The sequence below is a fragment of the Sulfurimonas sp. genome, from assembly GCF_026196735.1.
Lineage (GTDB): Bacteria > Campylobacterota > Campylobacteria > Campylobacterales > Sulfurimonadaceae > Sulfurimonas.
The window spans coordinates 18383-34636 of sequence record NZ_JAPHUF010000016.1; the positions used below are offsets into that span (position 1 = coordinate 18383).

Below are 16254 nucleotides of genomic sequence, written 5' to 3' on the forward strand. Positions count from 1 at the left end.
GATGACAAATAAAAATCTTGTAGCTAAATATTACGAAATGTGGAACTCTCACAATTTTGATGCAGCAGAGATGATTTTTGACAAAGGTGTACATTTTCGTGGGTCTATTGGAACCGACACTGTTGGAATAGAACAGTTTAAAGATTATGCAAACACTATTTTAACTGCATTTCCAAATTTATATCATGCAACTGAGATTGTTGTAGCGGAAGATTCACAAGTAGCGGTATATGTCAGTTACATTGGTACGCACAGTGGTAAATTGCTTGATTATGAGCCAACCGGCAATAAGATTAATTACTCAGGTGCATCATTTTTTAGTATTAAAAACGGAAAAATAACCGATATAAAAGTATTGGGCGATAGATATTCTCTATATAATCAGATAAGCTCTTAGTCTTAAGAGCTTAAACTGATACAGATGAGTTTATAAAAGCAGGCATAATATTGAGAGAAACAATAAAGAGGTTGTATACTAAATGAAATATCTAATATTACTACTTTTGGTTTTTAATCTATATGCTAAAGACACATTGGGAAGAATTGATAAATTTGATTTACCTGAGCTTAATATATACAATATTAGAGCAAAAATAGATACCGGCGCAAAGACATCATCACTTCATTGTAGCAATATAATACCAGTAGGTGATAATCTGGTAAAGTTTATAGTTTTAGATGGTAAAAACAATCAATTGACCAAAGGTTATATCACTAAGCCTATCTCAAGAGTAGCAAATGTAAAAAGTTCAAATGGAGAAATTGAACAGAGATACTTTGTACATACAAAAATAGTGATTTATAATAAAACATATGATATTGAGCTGTCTTTAACCTTTAGAGACAGTATGAGATACCCACTGCTAATCGGACGAGAACTTCTAAATCAAGGCTTTATAGTAGATACAACTCAGAAAAACCTCTCATTTAAGGCAAAAGATAATTAAACTTATTCTATCTCATTGTCTTTCAATTTTGTAGACTTGCCCGGACTTTTTTTCAATTGGATTTCTGGATATTTTTTATATTCATTTAGTAACTTTATGGTTAAATCACCTCTATTTTTTAAAGAAGTTTTAAATTGAGTTTCATACCATATTTGACTACTCATAGAAGTTTTTAACGAGTTTAACTGTATTGAAAATTGATGTATGATATTTTCTCTGTCAAAAACCTCTTTTGTGATTTGTTCAATAAATTCAAAATCATTATCAAGGTCAAAATCAATCTCTATTAAATCCCTTATTATTCCATTATTAGCCGTTGAATAGTTGTAGAAAACTTGCGTAAATATATAACTATTTGGTATGTGAAGTCTTCGTCCGGCATTTTTAATCTCTTTTAAATTACTATAATCTTCTACTTCATTAAGAGTCATCTTCATAAGTGTTATTGATTTAATATCACCCACAGTATGTTTTGTTCCAACTAAAAACAAGACTCTGTTTCCTTGCTTAACAATACTTGTACTAAATATATACACCCATCCTGCAATGTTTAATATAATTTCTCTAGTAGCAATGGTTAATGCGGCACCAATAACACTTAATAGTGTTAATGCATGAAGTATATTGTCACTATATCTTAGTGATATGGTGATAATAACGATTAATGTAAAAATAATATTTCCAAGCTTTTTATAAGATGCTTTGTCTTCATCCTGTTTTATGAGTTTTACACTCAATTTAGAGTTAAGTAAGTGCAAAATATATGCTATGAGAATGATAACAAGTGTTATGAGATGTTTTACCAAAACATTTTCATAATAAGTTTTGTAGGCTTTTTTAATCTCTATCTTTGAGTCAATTAAATTTTGTTCACTTTTATCTATAATCTCTTTAAAGTCTTTAAAATACTCTATATCTGATTCTAACTCTTTAAGCGAGACTTTTTTTAACATCTCATTTTCACTATTGGTAGACTTGGTTTTATACATCTTTTCTAAGTGTGATTTTGCAAGATTATATTCGTTAATCAATATATTATATTGCAGTATCTTATTATCAACATTATTCAATGAGGATTCTAGTAAATAGTCAAAAAAGTCTACTTCTTTCATCACAAAATTTAAATATGGGTTTATTAAAACCATAAGATTGTTATTTTTTTGAAAAAGTAAAAGTTTTGATTGCTGAATATTTAACTTTTTATTCAAAGTTCTTATTCTTTCTAAATCGTTATTTTTGTTGGCTTTTATAAGTTGGTTTTCATATGTTGCTATCAATGATATCGAACGGTCATAACTTTTTACATTTTTATAAATTTTTAGCCACTGATTATCTATATTTAGATATTCATATGGTTTATTCTTCTTTGCTGTTATTTCTTGAGAAAATGAACATATTGCAATTAAAATCATTATAAATTTTTTCAATAATTTATCTCCGTCTATAGTTAATTAAAATAGAATTATACTTAAAAAAAACTGAGCATAATTCATAAATACAGTATATTAGTCTTAAATATTTTTATCAGTCTTGCCTTTCCATAAGTATAAAACACCCGAACTCACTAAAAGAAGTGAAACCATGAGCAAGACGGCATTTAAAGTTCCCATACTTCCACCTGCAAATGGAAGACCGCTTGTATTCATTCCAAAAAAGCCGACAACAAGATTAAGAGGAAGAAAAACAGCAGATAATAGAGTAAGTATAAATATCATTTTATTCATCTTATCATTGGTGCGGGCTGTGTAAAAACTGTAAAGATAATCAAGTTTGGACAGCTGAAGACCTGCAGAACGCATTGTTCTTTCCATATGCTCATGTAAATCAATATAGTGGTTAATTGGGAACGCTTCTTCATGCTCATAAAATTCTATTAGCTCATCAATTGTCAATGATGAACGCAACAGAAGTCTCTCTATGCGAACTATATCCTTCTTAAGAGCAAGCCAATTTTTCATAAAATCATCTGTTACCTTATCTTCATACATATTCTCTTCTAAGTCAGCAACTGTATCTTGATAATATGTAAAAGATTTCAAAAATTTATCAAGAATTTTATCAAGAATTTTATACGGACCCTCAAATTTATCGCCCGTTTCGTCAAAGAGCTTTTTGGTTTTGTCATACAGATAACTTTTATCGTCTGCTATAACAAAACCTATAGATTTTGCCTCTAAAGTAGCATTTATTATAGGTAGTCTGACAATAAGCATATCATAACCATCATTTTCATCAAAAAAAGATGGATGAAGCTCATTACGCAAATCTTCAAGATGAAGGTCGTCTACTAGTTGTTCTAATTTTTCCATAGATTTCTCCTGCTTTTTTACGGTATCTACATGACATGTTGTTTAGTGCATTATAAATCAAGATAAGACTATTATATATAACTATATCATAAATATCATACTGATTATAAATTTTAAAACTAGATTTTATATACAAAAATTACTAAAAATCTTTTATATATAAAATTGTCACTCCGTGTCCTGTTTCATAAACATCTATGTCAAATCTTATTGACCTGCTAAGAGTATACTGCAAAATTATGCTTGAGATTGTGTTGTTTTTGTATATGACTCGTATCTTATCGTTAAAACGAGCCCCGATTTCATATCCCAAGGTTCCCTCCTCGTTTGTCAATACATTTAAAGTATCTATATTTATCCCTGCTGTGTCATTAAATATCTGTTTCACTCCTGTTGCCAAAAGCATTGAACTGACAGATGTTTTTGCTCCGGATGAGCTATCAAAGGCTGATGAAGCAGGCTCTCCAAAGAGTATATATGACATTATGTCATTTTGACTTAAGTATGGTGTTGATTTAAATATAACCACAGGCGAAGCAAGCGTATTTGTCACATAAATTTCTATATCAATATAGTCTAATGTCTGATAGTGCATATTGAGGTTCAAATATGGATTTATCGGATTCGCTCCGTTAAAATAAACTTCACTTTTATCAAAAGTAAAGAGCTTGTCACTTGCCGTCACTTTTCCCTCTTCAATCGTTAGCATTCCCAAAAGAGCTAAAGGATTTGATGACTCTTGCCAAAGAACAATATCTGGAACAAATTGTAAATCAATATCTTTTGTTTTATAAGTAATGGGTTTTAGAGAATTTATATGTATATTTACAAAACGCTTATACCCTGTCTGCGGCTTAATGTCCTGTATTACAATTATGTCATCTGAGATTGTATACTCAACAGGCGGTTCATAAGTTATCACGCCATCAATCAGCGTTACATTTCCTTGTATCTTTTGGGTACCCTTGCCGTCAAAAGAAGCCTCTAAATCAGCTTTAAGAGTAACATTTGCTTCTTTGCCCTCATATCTGAACATATCACTTTTTATCCGTACATCCCCCTTCATCTCAACCGGATTAAAAAGGCCGGTTACAAGCAGGTTGTCATATATCCAAAACTCTTTTAGATTTAAAGTTATATTTTCATCAAAACTTATTTTTGACTTTTTTTGGGAGGAAAAATTATGATTCATGAAATCAAAGCTATATTGTTCTATGCTTATGTTGTTATCTACCATGGTTGCCTCTAAATAAAGATTTTCCCCTCTATAAGTTGTTTTAGTGTCAATTTTTGTGATAAACCAAGGAACATGCAGACGGCTTTTTATCTCTATATTTTTAGAAAAATCAACACTAGCCTCTATATTTGCCTCTGCATCAAATAAAACACCCTCTTCTGGCTTACTCAAACCAAACTCGCTCAACAGTGCATTAATTGACGCTATTTTTGCGTTGAGTATTATATTTTTATCAGAGATATCGCCTTTAACTTCAAAACTCTCTGAGCCAAGATTTCCTAATCCACTAAGAGTTTGTCCACTCTTAAATAGAGTTACATCAAGCATTTTCGCATCAAGATTTAAAACAGTTTTTTCATCTTCACTATAATATACAAACTTAAGTGGCGAAAACTTATCTATAGGATATTCTTTGAAAATCTCTGATTCGAGTTTTGGATGTATTTGCGCTACAACTAGCTGACTGCTCTTATCTAGCTCTACATTCCCATCTACGCTACAGTACACTCCTTTAGTAGTAAATGTTCCCGTCAATGAAAATGGAGACATTGCTAAAACTGCGTCTACATTAACTGCAACAGCATCTTCTTTAAGCACATCGGGAAGCTCAGATATAGATGATAATGCCAGTGCTTTACTCTCTACATGTAGTAAAAATTCTTTATAATCTTTGGACTTAATATCAAGATTTAAATGCTGTGCTTTTATGTTCCCTGCCATACTCTCAGTATCTCCTGAGACCTCTGCGCTAAACTTATCAAAAGGAATCTGCGGTGGATATTTTCTCAAATTGGCACTCAACTCTGTGGTATAAGTACCAAGAGAGTTAAATATCCCGTTTTGTTTTACCTCTGCTTCAAGTTCTTGATGAAAAAACATGTAAGAACTCTCAAACGAGAAGTAATCCTCTTTTATAAAATATGTTAGCGTTACATCTGCATTTCCTATACTTATATTTTGGTCTGTGCTGAGACTTAAATGATTAAGATGGGTACGCATCAATACTTTTTGCAGCGATGCATCAACATCAATGGCGATTTTTTTGACAATAGATGTTTTGGGAGTCACAAAAGTTTTTGCTAAGAGTCTGTTTTGTTTTATGCTCCCTTTCATTGTTGCATCTGCGTAGGGAGTAAACAACTCTATCGAGAGTTTTTTAACATTTAAATTTTTGTTATAGCTAACTTTTGAAGCATCTAGATTAAACACAAATCTTTCACCGTCAAGGATAATACTTGCATTTGTCAGTTGAAGTTTTGTAAGGGCAAAAGAAAATAAAGACAAATCACTACTGCCATCTTCACTCTTTGGCAACTTATCAAGATTTAACGATACTCCGTCTGCTTTGATTTTTCCAATAAGAGGAGTCGGACTAAAAAGCATGTCAAAACTATAGCCTATCTCTATATTTTTGGCACTAAAAACATCCCCATAATCTACATTATGCAGAGCTGCCCCCGTGAGAAGAGAACCTTCCACTTTGCTATACGCAATTTCATTTTCTGTTAAAAACTTATCTGCAAGATGCTTTAGAGTATCGGGCTGCAAAGCTATAGTTGCAACAGCTAAGCCAACGGCTACAATAAAGATTATAAAATAGTAAGCAAACAGATAAATCCTAAGAATCAAAACTGTTCACCTATATGAAAATGAAAAGCATACTGCTTTGTCGGATTTTCTATGTCAAACCCGATATCAAATGCTATCGGTCCAATCGGTGTAACATAACGAACTCCTGCTCCAAGAGAGTAGTAACCTTTCTTATATTCAGGTGTTTCTTTCTCCCCTATAAATGTGGTGTCGTTAAAAACCACTCCTCGAAAATTACCGCTAATTGCAAAGCGGTATTCAGCGGTCATCTCCAAAAGGGAATGAAGTCCTATCGGATTGCCCTGATCATTAATGGGTCCCAGTTTTCTATAACTATATGCGCGGTTGCTGTTCATGCCGCCTGCATAAAAACGGTAAGATGCCGGAATATTGCCATCATAAAGTCGAAGTGAGCCGAAGTTTGCCTTTAAGGCTACGACTGACGGCAGAAGTGGAAATATGTATCCTCCGGACAGATTATATTTGTAATAGCTTGCATCTGATATTTTAGACTTAAGCGAGCCGCTTACCTGCGGTCGCAAAAAATAGCCTTTTTTAGGATTAAGAATATCGTCTCTGGTATCATAGCTCCATTGAAGTTTTGCAGACACGACAAACAGTTGACCTTCTGGAAACAGAGTATCATCCTCACTATCATAAGTAGTCACATTATCAAAAAGCAGCGTCTCTTGAAATATATGAGATGTTTCATTTTGCTTAAGAAAGATACTTCCAAAATATCTATCCTCCTTAAAACCTATAAATTTTTCTTTCTCAAATCCTATCTCGGCACCTGTTGAATTTCTATTTGTTAGAGGCATAAAAAAATTTGTTTTAACTGTCTGTTTTGTTTCTGTTAGTCGTGTCTCAATTGCAGCAGTTTTGAGATTTTTAAATATATTTCTATGCTTAACGCCAAGAGAGAGCATAGCTCCTTCATCACTGCTCGCACCAATACCTGCTTGAAATCGAATTGGTTTTTCAAGCTCAGTTACAGACACTTTTATCGGAGCAGTATCATTATTTTTAACGCTTGTATCTATCAAGACCTTGCTAATACCTTCGTTTGCATATAGACTTTGATAACTTTTGCGTATTTTTTCTGGAGAAAATGGTTTATTTTGTTTGATATGAAGCATTGAATTTACTATCTGAGGATCGATACTCTGCGGAGAACTTATCTCAATCTCTCCAAAATAACACAATTTATTAGGCGTTACATCATACAAAATATACGCGCTATTTGTCTCTATGTCTATCCATGTTTTGGAATCAAGCTCAGTATTACAGTAGCCCTCATTGGCATATAAAAGTTTTATATCTTTTTTACTAATATCAAATTTATCAGCATCAAAAATCATCCCTTTTTTAAAAGGAATTGCAGAGTTGATTTTTAGTTTTGATATTATTGAAATATCGGCTATGCGTATAGGTAATTTTTCAGAAATTGTAATTTTTACCTCATTATCACTTTTTTCATGTGTCACTTCTGCGTGAAAAAATCCTTTTGAGCGGTAAAAATTTTTAATAGTTTGGCTAAGCACGGCAGCTGTATCAGGATTTACGGTAGGTTCTTTTTTCCAAAATTCGTACATGTAGGGTTTATGTAAGTTTAATGCCTCATAAAGCTCTCGCTCTTTTATCTGCTCATTGCCTTTAAAGTAAATCGGTACAAAATCCCCATACAAAAGCGAAGAAAACAACAATAAGAGAAGAACTAATTGCTTCATTTTCATCCCCCTTGCATATGTTTTGCTATAGTATAACTATGATTATTTATTTATTCTGATAACAGGTTTTTGCAGCACAAGGTTGTTGGGGTACAAGATAAGATTCTCTTCACTGTCTACAAGTTCTATTTGAAAAAGAGATATCTCTTTAATTGTCCCCTCTACGCTGTTGTCACCATCCACAATTTTAATTTTATCACCGACTCTTGCAGGAAATGTAAAAAATATAATAATACTGGCTGTTACATTACTTAGTATTGACCATTGCGCAAACATCGCAACACCGATAATGGCAAAAAGCGATGACGCAAAAAGTGAAATGCCCTTTAAGTCAACACTCCAAACAAAAGCCATAGCAACCATTCCCATGAGTACGAACAGTATTTCAAAAACTTTTTGAATATAAAAGAGTCTTTTTACATCGACTTTCTTTCCTATGGCTATTTTATTTAAAATTCTTTTGAACAATCTGAAACTAATATATGTAACAACAATTACAACCAAACTCCATAATACACTTACACCCATCTGTCAACCTTCTTTTTTATAATATAATAAATTTTATTTAGCACTTTAGATGCATTATCAGTTATAATAAAACAACTATATTATATCTGATACAACATACAAGTTTCATGAAATATATGTGTGAAATTAAGTCGAAATTTTTCCTATAAACTAGACAATATTTGCCTCTACTATTATTGTAGTATAATTTTAAAAAATGAAGGTGATATAAATGAAAAAACTAATATTAATTTTTAGTATAATTTGTAGTATTAATCTCTATGCAGATTCATTTGAAAATGCTTTTAATGAAGAACTCAATGGTAATGTAAAAATAGCTGCCAAATTGTATTTACAATCTTGCAATGACGGGAATAGCAACGCCTGTTATCATTTGGGCCTTTTATATACTAAAGGAAAAGGTGTAAGACAAAATAATAAAACAGCAAATGATTTTTTTACAAAAGCATGCAACAATGCAAATCCAGAAGCATGTTTTAATTTAGGAATAACTTACGAAGATGGGCGAGCTGTTATAAAAGATAAGAAAAAAGCTGCAAAATTTTATGAAACAGCTTGTGATGGCGGTAGTGCTGATGGATGTTTTTATTTAGGGAGAATGTACCTAAAAGGGAAAATTTTTAAACAAGACTATAAAAAAATAGTTGAATTATATACAAAATCATGTGATTTAAAAAACAGCCAAAGCTGCTATAGTCTTGGATTGATGTACTTACAAGGAGAAGGTGTAAGACAAAATAAGAGTACCTCTAAAGAGTTCTTCGGAAGAGCTTGCGATAGTGGAAACAACAAAGGATGCAAGCAATTTCGTATTTTAAGTGATGCTGGCATTAAGTAGTTACTCTTTGTCCAAAGCATCTACAATTATTGCTCCCATTGAAGCAGGCATTGCTATAACAATCAACCTTTTTATAGCGATAGCAGGCTCACTCAGAAGAGGAAACTTATCTAGACTCCATAATACTAAAGCGACTACTAAAACAGCGATAAAATATGCTGCAATAATACGAAATAAAAATACAGGATATCGATTTTTAATATTTGATTGAAATACACTTCCATAGGTAAACAATGCCAAGAATCCCATAGAAATCACAAAAATAACAATAAGATTAAACATTGGCAGTGTTTCACTAAGCCTCCATGCCTCTTCTGAAAATGATATAGGTACAGCCAGAGCAAATGAACCAATTGCAATTTGGCTTGCGTCTTCTAAATTAAAATACCAATTACGCGCTATTGGCATCTATTGTTTACCTTTAAATACAACTACGCGGTTTTTTCCAGTTTGTTTTGCTTCATATAGTGCTTTATCTGCCCCATTAACAATATCATCTGCGGTTTTTATATCTAATGACGAATGACATACCCCAATACTAACTTTCACAGAAAAACCAGAAAATTTAATCTCTGATATTTTCTTCCTAATCCTTTCGGCTAGAAAAACAGCTTCTTCAGGTTTTGATTCTGGCACAATTATAGCAAGCTCTTCGCCTCCATATCGCGCCGCAATATCCATACTTCTAATATTATTATTTATCAACTTACCAATTGCTTTTAATACTTCATCTCCCACTAAATGGCCAAAAGTATCATTTACTTTTTTGAAATCATCAATATCAATCATCAGCAAAGAAAGGTTATGTTTGGTTCGAAAACTTTTTTCTAACTCTTTTTGCAATGCGAAATTAAATACACTCTTTAGATACAGTTGAGTTAATTCATCTCTAGTTGTTGTTTCAGATATAAAATCACTTTTATCTTCTTGAATAAGAACAGGAGATAATAATGAATTATCAATGTTTGAAAGATAATCAAGTGTAGCTACAACAATACCGGGATTTCTATCAAGCTTCTTCGTTAAAGTATCAAGATGCGAACTTATTTTATCCCATAATAATTTGGCTTCATCGGTTTCATACCTTTCATGAGTTAATGCAAGCAATATTTCAGAGTACAATCTCTCACCATACTCTTTTTCAAAACTCTCAAAGATATTTTTGTTATGAATAATAGATTCAATATTTTCCAATGATAAAGTAGAATATTCGGTTTCAATTAAATCTTCATAATGTTTATGTTTATCTTTCAAAAACATCTCCTTTTTTCACAATTAACGATTTAAGAGTTATTATAGCACATAGACAACGATTATCAGATGATAACTTGATATTTAAATATAGTGACCTAAAAAATAAAATGTAGTTAGCAAACTTAACAATAAAACCATAATCTTTTTAGTACAATTATTACAAATTGTAATAAAAGGCCTCACATGCAATTTGGCACTATTAAATCAAAATTACTTCTATATCTGTTTGCATCTTTAAGTGGTATTTTAATAAGTGTAATCCTCGCATATTTTGTAGCATCTGGTGCTATAAAGAACATTATGTTAAATGATGTAATGGATGTTGCAAAAGCCTTAGAAAAAAACATTAATTTTTATGCAAATGAAAACAAAAAAGGTTATGAAAGCAAAACTTTTAAAGAGATGCTTAAAACAATCACTATCGGCAAAAGCGGCTATGTATATATTATTGATGCAAGTGGAAAGATGATTGTGCACCCTAAAAAAGAAGGCGAAAGTTTAGCTGGGACTAATTATGGAGATCATATTCGTTCACATAAAGAAGGCGGTGTTTATGAGTATACTTCAAGCACTACAGGTCAAGATAAACTTGCAGCTTTTAAATACATCAAAGCATGGGATATGTGGGTAGTACCCGGTGTTAACAAAGAGGATTATTTTCTAGATTTAAAAGAAACTTTTTTGATATCAATGAGCATTGGTGGATTAATCATTGCTGTTATATTGGCTTTAGTGGGAAAACTTCTTGAACGAGCTATAGTAAAACCTGTAGAAAATCTTATCGAAGTTGCACAGGACTTAGCTCAAGGAGACGGTGATTTAACAAAACGCTTAAACTTTTCAAACAAGTCAGAAATGTCTGAAGCTAGCGGTTATGTTGACAAATTTATTGATAAAATCCAAGTTACTATCAATGTTGCTAAAGCAGCAGTTGACACAACTGTGAAATCATCAGATAAGCTTGCAGCACTTTCTGGTACTATAACATCGCATACAAAAAAACAGCATGAACTCATTGCCCAATCTTCAGACTTAGTAAAAGATATAAGCAGCTCATTTGATGAAAGCGAACATGCTTCTATACAGACTTCTGAGGATCTTAACAGCACATCTGCTGAACTTGATGTTATGATTGGAGAACTTTCTAAAATATCCGCTCATATAAATGAGGCCAGTACAGAGCAAGAAGACTTCGCAGAAAAACTTGAGCAACTAAACCAAGATGCTTCACAAATTCAAGCGGTTCTTCAAGTTATCAATGAAATTGCAGACCAGACCAACCTTCTTGCACTTAATGCTGCCATCGAAGCAGCACGAGCAGGTGAACATGGGCGTGGGTTTGCTGTCGTTGCTGATGAAGTAAGAAAACTTGCTGAAAAAACACAAAAAAGTCTTTTAGAAATCAATACTACAATCAGTGTTGTTGTACAATCTATTTCAGACACTAGTGCACAGATGAATAACAGCGCTAAGCAGATGCTTGTTATCAGTGATGTCAGCAGCAAGATAGAAGCAAAAACTCAGACTACTAAAGAAGCAATGTATCAAACAATGGGTTATTCAAATAAAGCAGCTAAACTAGCTACAGTAATCGCTTACAAGACTAAAGAGCTAATCACAAATATGGATAATGTTAAAGAAGTTGCGACTGACAGTGAAAAAATTATAGAGACTATCAATGAAAACATCCAGCTTATCACAAAAAATTCTCATGATTTGGATGATAAATTAAATCAATTTAAGAGCTAAAATTACTCTATAGCAAGACGCTCAATAAATGCGTCAGCCATCATTTCATACCCTATCTTGTTTGGATGGATATTGTCACTTTTAAACCTACGGTCTGATTCTATAACAGATAGTATATCTTCTTCAAAAACAACCCCTGTTTCATTAGCGACTTCACTATATAGTTTTGCTGTTTTAAACCCAAAAATACCAAAATCAGGAACACCCACAAGTAAAACATCTGCACCGCTATTTTTAATAAGTTTTATCATTGCTAATAAATTATTTTTCAGTTTGACATGTGAGCGTTGACGCAAAATATCATTTCCGCCGTGACAAAGAATAACTAACTTAGGCTTTTGTTTTAACAACGCAGGAAGACGGAGTAAGCCTTCTGAGGATTCTTCACCGGAGACTCCGGCATTTATTACATGTAGTCCTGTTTTCATCTGAAGTTGTGATGGGTAGCTAAAAGCGCTTGGCACACCGTATCCGTAAGTGATACTATCGCCAAAAGCAAGTATTACATCATCTTTTTTTAATACATGTGAAGAAGTCTCGTCGTCAATATTTTGACTAATGATTGAAAAAAGTAGAGTAGCAACTACTAGTATAGTGATAAATTTAATTTTATTCATCTATACATTGTAGCAATTTACTACTTATTTTTTGGTAGTTTAAAGTTTTGAGCTTTCCAGCCTTTTTTCCCCGGCCAGTTAACTTCTAGCTCACCTTTTACAGTATTTGCAGTAGAGTATTTGGCACTCCAAGCTTTCATACCGCCATTAAGGATTTTCACATCATAACCAAGTGCAGCAAGTGGTACAGCCCCAGCGGCAGCTAAAATCCCGTCTTGTGACACTAAAACAATCTTGTAACCAAGTTGAGGCTTTGGCATAAGCTGTATGCCATCACGAGAAAGCAGTTGATTAATTGGAACTTGGTAAGCACTCTGGAGTCTGCTCTTTTTAAACTCTTCTACATCTCTTAAATCAATTACTTTTACTTTTTCTTTGTCTGTAAACCACTGTTTTAATTCTTCAGGAGTCGTTAACCACTCACTTGGATTATTATCAGAAGAAAAGATTTTTTGCATCGGTCTGTATGTTGGGTTAGAGTTTATAACCGGCAGATTCTTTTCATCCCAAACAGGTTGACCGCCTTTGTACCAGTAAACATTTTTATAACCTCTTTTAGCCATCTCAGCAGTAAGCTTGTAGGACTTCCAACAGTTCACACCCATACAGTAAAAAGCTATAGGAGTATTTTTATCTTTTGGTAAAACAGAATAATCCCAGCTATCTTCTTTTATGTTAAAGTTAATATCCAAAGAGGACCACTCAGAAAACGGCACACTCTTTGCAAAAGGAATATGACCTTCAAATTCATACTCACTATAATGCCATCTAACATCGTAAACTTCTCCACCTGCGTGAAATATATCCATCAAATCTTGCTCTGTTGCCATTTTAACGCCAGCCGGCGGTTCGTTTGGTGTAGGGATTTTCTCCGCAACTGCTTGTGCTGTAAAAGCGATACTAATTAGTGCTACAAGAGCAGTAAATTTTAATTTATTCAACTATGGTTCCTTATTTAGGCTGTAAACATCATTTTTGCAAGAACTACTATACCCAGTCCTAAAACTAAAACCAATTTATGAAAGTGATTTTCCATGAAAGCAGGTTTTTTTCTTCCTGTAAACTTATTAAAAAGATTAAAAAGTACCCCTAAAGCGATTATGGTTGCCAGAGCTATTTTTATAACAAGCAGTTGCTGTAAATTTGTCTCAAAGAATCCTGCATTAGAATTAATGAATTTTGACATCATCATTCCACCTGTTAAAACAATAACCAAAAGTACTAGAGGGAAAATTTTAAAACTTTTCTTACCTAGTGTTTGATTTATCTCTTTATCTGTCTCGCTGTTAAACCTGTTTTTTAGTGCTGATATCATAAAAACATCAGTAAAAACATAGCCTAAAAAGATAATTGCCAAAACTAAGTGTATGATATGTGCGTACGGATAGATAGCTTCCATTAAAACTCCTGTATAAAATTAATGTGATTATACATAAAAAATATTAAATGATTTCATGCCAATTAAAGTAATTTATTATGCCCTTAAATGTTTCATCTAATGATGCTTTGATTATTAACATGTCATCTTTATACGGATGTTTTAATTCTAAAGAAAGTGCATGAAGAAGCAGCCTATGACAATCATACTGCTCTCGTATAAACTTATTGTGCTCGCCTCGTCCATACTTTGTATCCCCTAAAATATGGTGAGAGATATGTTTCATATGACGGCGAAGCTGATGCTTTCTGCCTGTTTGAGGAGTAAGCTTTACGAGTGAGTAGCGGGTTTTGTCATACTTGCCAACTGCAAAAGGAAGCTCCACTGTTGCAAGCCTCTCGTATTTTGTTGTAGCCTCTTGTGCCTCTTTGTTTTTTTGGGCTTTTTTATCGGCAATCTTGTCAAGCTTTTCAACTAATGCATGCTCAATAATTCCACAATCCTCTGTATATCCTCGAACAACTGCGATGTAAGTCTTTTTTGTTTCTCTTGTTTTAAACTGCTCAGACATGAGTTTGGCACTCTCTTTATCAAGTGCAAAAAGTAAAACTCCAGAAGTCGGTTTGTCGAGTCGGTGAACAGGGTAGACAAACTGCCCTATCTGGTCTCTAAGTTGTTGAACTGCAAACTCAGTTTCGTTTTTGTCTATCGGAGAGCGGTGGACTAAAAGCCCAGAAGGCTTGTTAATAGCCACAAAATATTCGTCTTTATATAATATTTCTAACAAAACTATTAATCTCGTTTTGTAGTTTTTCTCTTTTTCTTAGTTACTTTCAAACTTTTTGCGGTGACTTTTTGGGGAGCTTTTTTCTTAACATGTTTTTTCTCTTGTTTTTTATGTTCGCTCTTTAGTTTTACCTCGTCTTCATCTTTTCTACGAATAGTTGGATCAGGCTCAAAACCTTCAACTGTCTCTTGAGGAATTTTAACACCGATAAGTCTTTCAATCTCTTTTATATCGTACTTCTCATAGATGTCAATAAGTGAAATTGCTTCACCGTCTCGCCCTGCTCTGCCTGTTCTACCTACTCTATGCACATAATCTTCAGGAATAGATGGTAGTTCATAGTTAATTACATAAGGAAGGTGCTCTATATCTAAACCACGAGATGCAATGTCAGTTGCAACAAGCACTCTTATCTGTCCCTCTTTAAACTGTTCAAGTGTTTTAGAGCGGTTTGCCTGAGTCTTGTCACCATGAATAATTCCGCACTTCAAACCATCTTTTTTAAGTTCTATAACTAACTCATCCGCACTTGCTTTAGTTCTAGTAAAAACCAAAACCTGCCTAAAGTTTCTTGAACCTATTATGTATGCTAAAAGTTCAGCTTTTCTATCACGGTCAACAAGATATACTTTTTGATTGATTTTATCAACAGTTGAGTTCTTTTTGGATGCTTCAATAAATGCCGGTTTGGTTAAAATCAGTTTTGAAAGTTTTCTTACTTTGTCACTGTATGTAGCTGAGAAAAGAAGTGTTTGGTGTCTTTTAGGAAGCATCGGATGAATCTTTCTTATCTCTTTTACAAAACCCATATCAAGCATTCTGTCTGCTTCATCGAGTACAAATATCTCCACACTTTTTAAACTTAGGTTTGCCTGGGCATGTTCTAGCATCCTACCCGGTGTAGCAATAACAATGTCTACACCTTTTTTAAGAGTTTTTTGTTGAGACTCTATATCTTTTCCGCCAACTAAAAGAGCTATACTCAAGTCCATATATTTTGCAAAGCTTTTTAAGTCCTGATATATCTGCTTTGACAACTCACGAGTAGGTGAAAGAATGACGCCTCTGACTGCTCTATTTGGATCATCAGAGTTAGAACGCAGACGCTGAATCATAGGAAGCCCAAATGCAGCAGTCTTGCCTGTTCCTGTCTGAGCTGTAGCAAATATATCACTTTTAGCCAATACCAAAGGGATAGCTCTTGTTTGTACTGTAGTAGGATTTTTATAGCCTAAATCGTTTATAGCGCCAAGAAGTTGTTTCATAACTCCTAATTTTTCAAATGACATG

16 protein-coding genes are annotated in these 16254 nt (G+C 33.3%); 4 read left to right on the forward strand and 12 right to left on the reverse strand.

The features are described from left to right. Position 1 precedes the first annotated feature (1 nt). Positions 2 to 397, forward strand: a complete 396-nt coding sequence (locus OQK60_RS09700) for an ester cyclase (RefSeq protein ID WP_297686490.1) — start codon at positions 2 to 4, stop codon at positions 395 to 397. 82 nt (positions 398 to 479) lie between these two features. Further along, positions 480 to 947 (forward strand): RimK/LysX family protein, encoded by a 468-nt coding sequence (locus OQK60_RS09705; RefSeq protein WP_297686493.1) that lies wholly within the window; start codon positions 480 to 482, stop codon positions 945 to 947. 2 nt (positions 948 to 949) lie between these two features. On the opposite strand, the gene OQK60_RS09710 is transcribed toward OQK60_RS09705, so the two are convergent. From OQK60_RS09710 to OQK60_RS09730, 5 genes are all read right to left on the reverse strand, one after another. Then, positions 950 to 2374, reverse strand: a complete 1425-nt coding sequence (locus OQK60_RS09710; RefSeq protein ID WP_297686495.1) for a mechanosensitive ion channel family protein — start codon at positions 2372 to 2374, stop codon at positions 950 to 952. A gap of 84 nt (positions 2375 to 2458) precedes the next feature. Next, positions 2459 to 3256: a CorA family divalent cation transporter gene (locus OQK60_RS09715; RefSeq protein WP_297686497.1), complete on the reverse strand. Its 798-nt coding sequence runs from the start codon at positions 3254 to 3256 to the stop codon at positions 2459 to 2461. Positions 3257 to 3398: 142 nt separating this feature from the next. Next, entirely contained in the window at positions 3399 to 6122 is a 2724-nt protein-coding gene (locus OQK60_RS09720; protein ID WP_297686499.1) for a translocation/assembly module TamB domain-containing protein, read from the reverse strand. Continuing rightward, the gene (locus tag OQK60_RS09725) at positions 6119 to 7813 is read right to left on the reverse strand and encodes an outer membrane protein assembly factor (protein ID WP_297686501.1); all 1695 of its coding nucleotides are present in this window, start codon (positions 7811 to 7813) and stop codon (positions 6119 to 6121) included. Before OQK60_RS09725 ends, OQK60_RS09720 begins: the two co-directional genes overlap by 4 nt. A gap of 42 nt (positions 7814 to 7855) precedes the next feature. Next, complete coding sequence (locus tag OQK60_RS09730) at positions 7856 to 8341, reverse strand: mechanosensitive ion channel family protein (RefSeq protein WP_297686503.1); 486 nt, start codon at positions 8339 to 8341, stop codon at positions 7856 to 7858. A gap of 211 nt (positions 8342 to 8552) precedes the next feature. On the opposite strand from OQK60_RS09730, the gene OQK60_RS09735 reads away from it, so the two are divergent. Next, the gene (locus tag OQK60_RS09735) at positions 8553 to 9179 is read left to right on the forward strand and encodes a tetratricopeptide repeat protein (protein ID WP_297686505.1); all 627 of its coding nucleotides are present in this window, start codon (positions 8553 to 8555) and stop codon (positions 9177 to 9179) included. On the opposite strand, the gene OQK60_RS09740 is transcribed toward OQK60_RS09735, so the two are convergent. Then, on the reverse strand, positions 9180 to 9587 hold the full coding sequence (locus tag OQK60_RS09740; protein WP_297686507.1) for a DUF2391 family protein: 408 nt from the start codon (positions 9585 to 9587) through the stop codon (positions 9180 to 9182). It abuts the gene before it with no gap. Further along, positions 9588 to 10433, reverse strand: coding sequence for a GGDEF domain-containing protein (locus OQK60_RS09745; RefSeq protein WP_297686509.1), 846 nt, complete (start codon positions 10431 to 10433; stop codon positions 9588 to 9590). Between the two features lie 183 nt (positions 10434 to 10616). On the opposite strand from OQK60_RS09745, the gene OQK60_RS09750 reads away from it, so the two are divergent. Beyond that, positions 10617 to 12182, forward strand: coding sequence for a methyl-accepting chemotaxis protein (locus OQK60_RS09750; RefSeq protein ID WP_297686511.1), 1566 nt, complete (start codon positions 10617 to 10619; stop codon positions 12180 to 12182). Positions 12183 to 12184: 2 nt separating this feature from the next. On the opposite strand, the gene OQK60_RS09755 is transcribed toward OQK60_RS09750, so the two are convergent. From OQK60_RS09755 to OQK60_RS09775, 5 genes are read right to left on the reverse strand one after another with little or no spacing between them, the layout of a single operon-like run. After that, on the reverse strand, positions 12185 to 12799 hold the full coding sequence (locus OQK60_RS09755) for an arylesterase (protein ID WP_297686513.1): 615 nt from the start codon (positions 12797 to 12799) through the stop codon (positions 12185 to 12187). Between the two features lie 20 nt (positions 12800 to 12819). Further along, positions 12820 to 13740, reverse strand: a complete 921-nt coding sequence (locus OQK60_RS09760) for a rhodanese-like domain-containing protein (protein WP_297686515.1) — start codon at positions 13738 to 13740, stop codon at positions 12820 to 12822. A 14-nt stretch (positions 13741 to 13754) separates the two neighbouring features. Beyond that, on the reverse strand, positions 13755 to 14198 hold the full coding sequence (locus tag OQK60_RS09765; protein ID WP_297686517.1) for a hypothetical protein: 444 nt from the start codon (positions 14196 to 14198) through the stop codon (positions 13755 to 13757). Between the two features lie 43 nt (positions 14199 to 14241). Further along, on the reverse strand, positions 14242 to 14964 hold the full coding sequence (truC, locus tag OQK60_RS09770; RefSeq protein ID WP_297686519.1) for a tRNA pseudouridine(65) synthase TruC: 723 nt from the start codon (positions 14962 to 14964) through the stop codon (positions 14242 to 14244). A gap of 5 nt (positions 14965 to 14969) precedes the next feature. Beyond that, on the reverse strand, positions 14970 to 16253 hold the full coding sequence (locus OQK60_RS09775; protein WP_297686521.1) for a DEAD/DEAH box helicase: 1284 nt from the start codon (positions 16251 to 16253) through the stop codon (positions 14970 to 14972). Between the last annotated feature and the right edge of the window lies 1 nt (position 16254).

What these genes read in the sequence shown, in the direction of transcription:
- OQK60_RS09740 (WP_297686507.1), bottom strand. Translation starts at nt 9,587, where the DNA reads ATGCCAATAGCGCGTAATTGGTATTTTAATTTAGAAGACGCAAGCCAA.
- OQK60_RS09715 (WP_297686497.1), bottom strand. Translation starts at nt 3,256, where the DNA reads ATGGAAAAATTAGAACAACTAGTAGACGACCTTCATCTTGAAGATTTG.
- OQK60_RS09730 (WP_297686503.1), bottom strand. Translation starts at nt 8,341, where the DNA reads ATGGGTGTAAGTGTATTATGGAGTTTGGTTGTAATTGTTGTTACATAT.
- OQK60_RS09705 (WP_297686493.1), top strand. Translation starts at nt 480, where the DNA reads ATGAAATATCTAATATTACTACTTTTGGTTTTTAATCTATATGCTAAA.
- OQK60_RS09755 (WP_297686513.1), bottom strand. Translation starts at nt 12,799, where the DNA reads ATGAATAAAATTAAATTTATCACTATACTAGTAGTTGCTACTCTACTT.
- OQK60_RS09735 (WP_297686505.1), top strand. Translation starts at nt 8,553, where the DNA reads ATGAAAAAACTAATATTAATTTTTAGTATAATTTGTAGTATTAATCTC.
- OQK60_RS09775 (WP_297686521.1), bottom strand. Translation starts at nt 16,253, where the DNA reads ATGTCATTTGAAAAATTAGGAGTTATGAAACAACTTCTTGGCGCTATA.
- OQK60_RS09750 (WP_297686511.1), top strand. Translation starts at nt 10,617, where the DNA reads ATGCAATTTGGCACTATTAAATCAAAATTACTTCTATATCTGTTTGCA.
- OQK60_RS09700 (WP_297686490.1), top strand. Translation starts at nt 2, where the DNA reads ATGACAAATAAAAATCTTGTAGCTAAATATTACGAAATGTGGAACTCT.
- OQK60_RS09765 (WP_297686517.1), bottom strand. Translation starts at nt 14,198, where the DNA reads ATGGAAGCTATCTATCCGTACGCACATATCATACACTTAGTTTTGGCA.
- OQK60_RS09725 (WP_297686501.1), bottom strand. Translation starts at nt 7,813, where the DNA reads ATGAAGCAATTAGTTCTTCTCTTATTGTTGTTTTCTTCGCTTTTGTAT.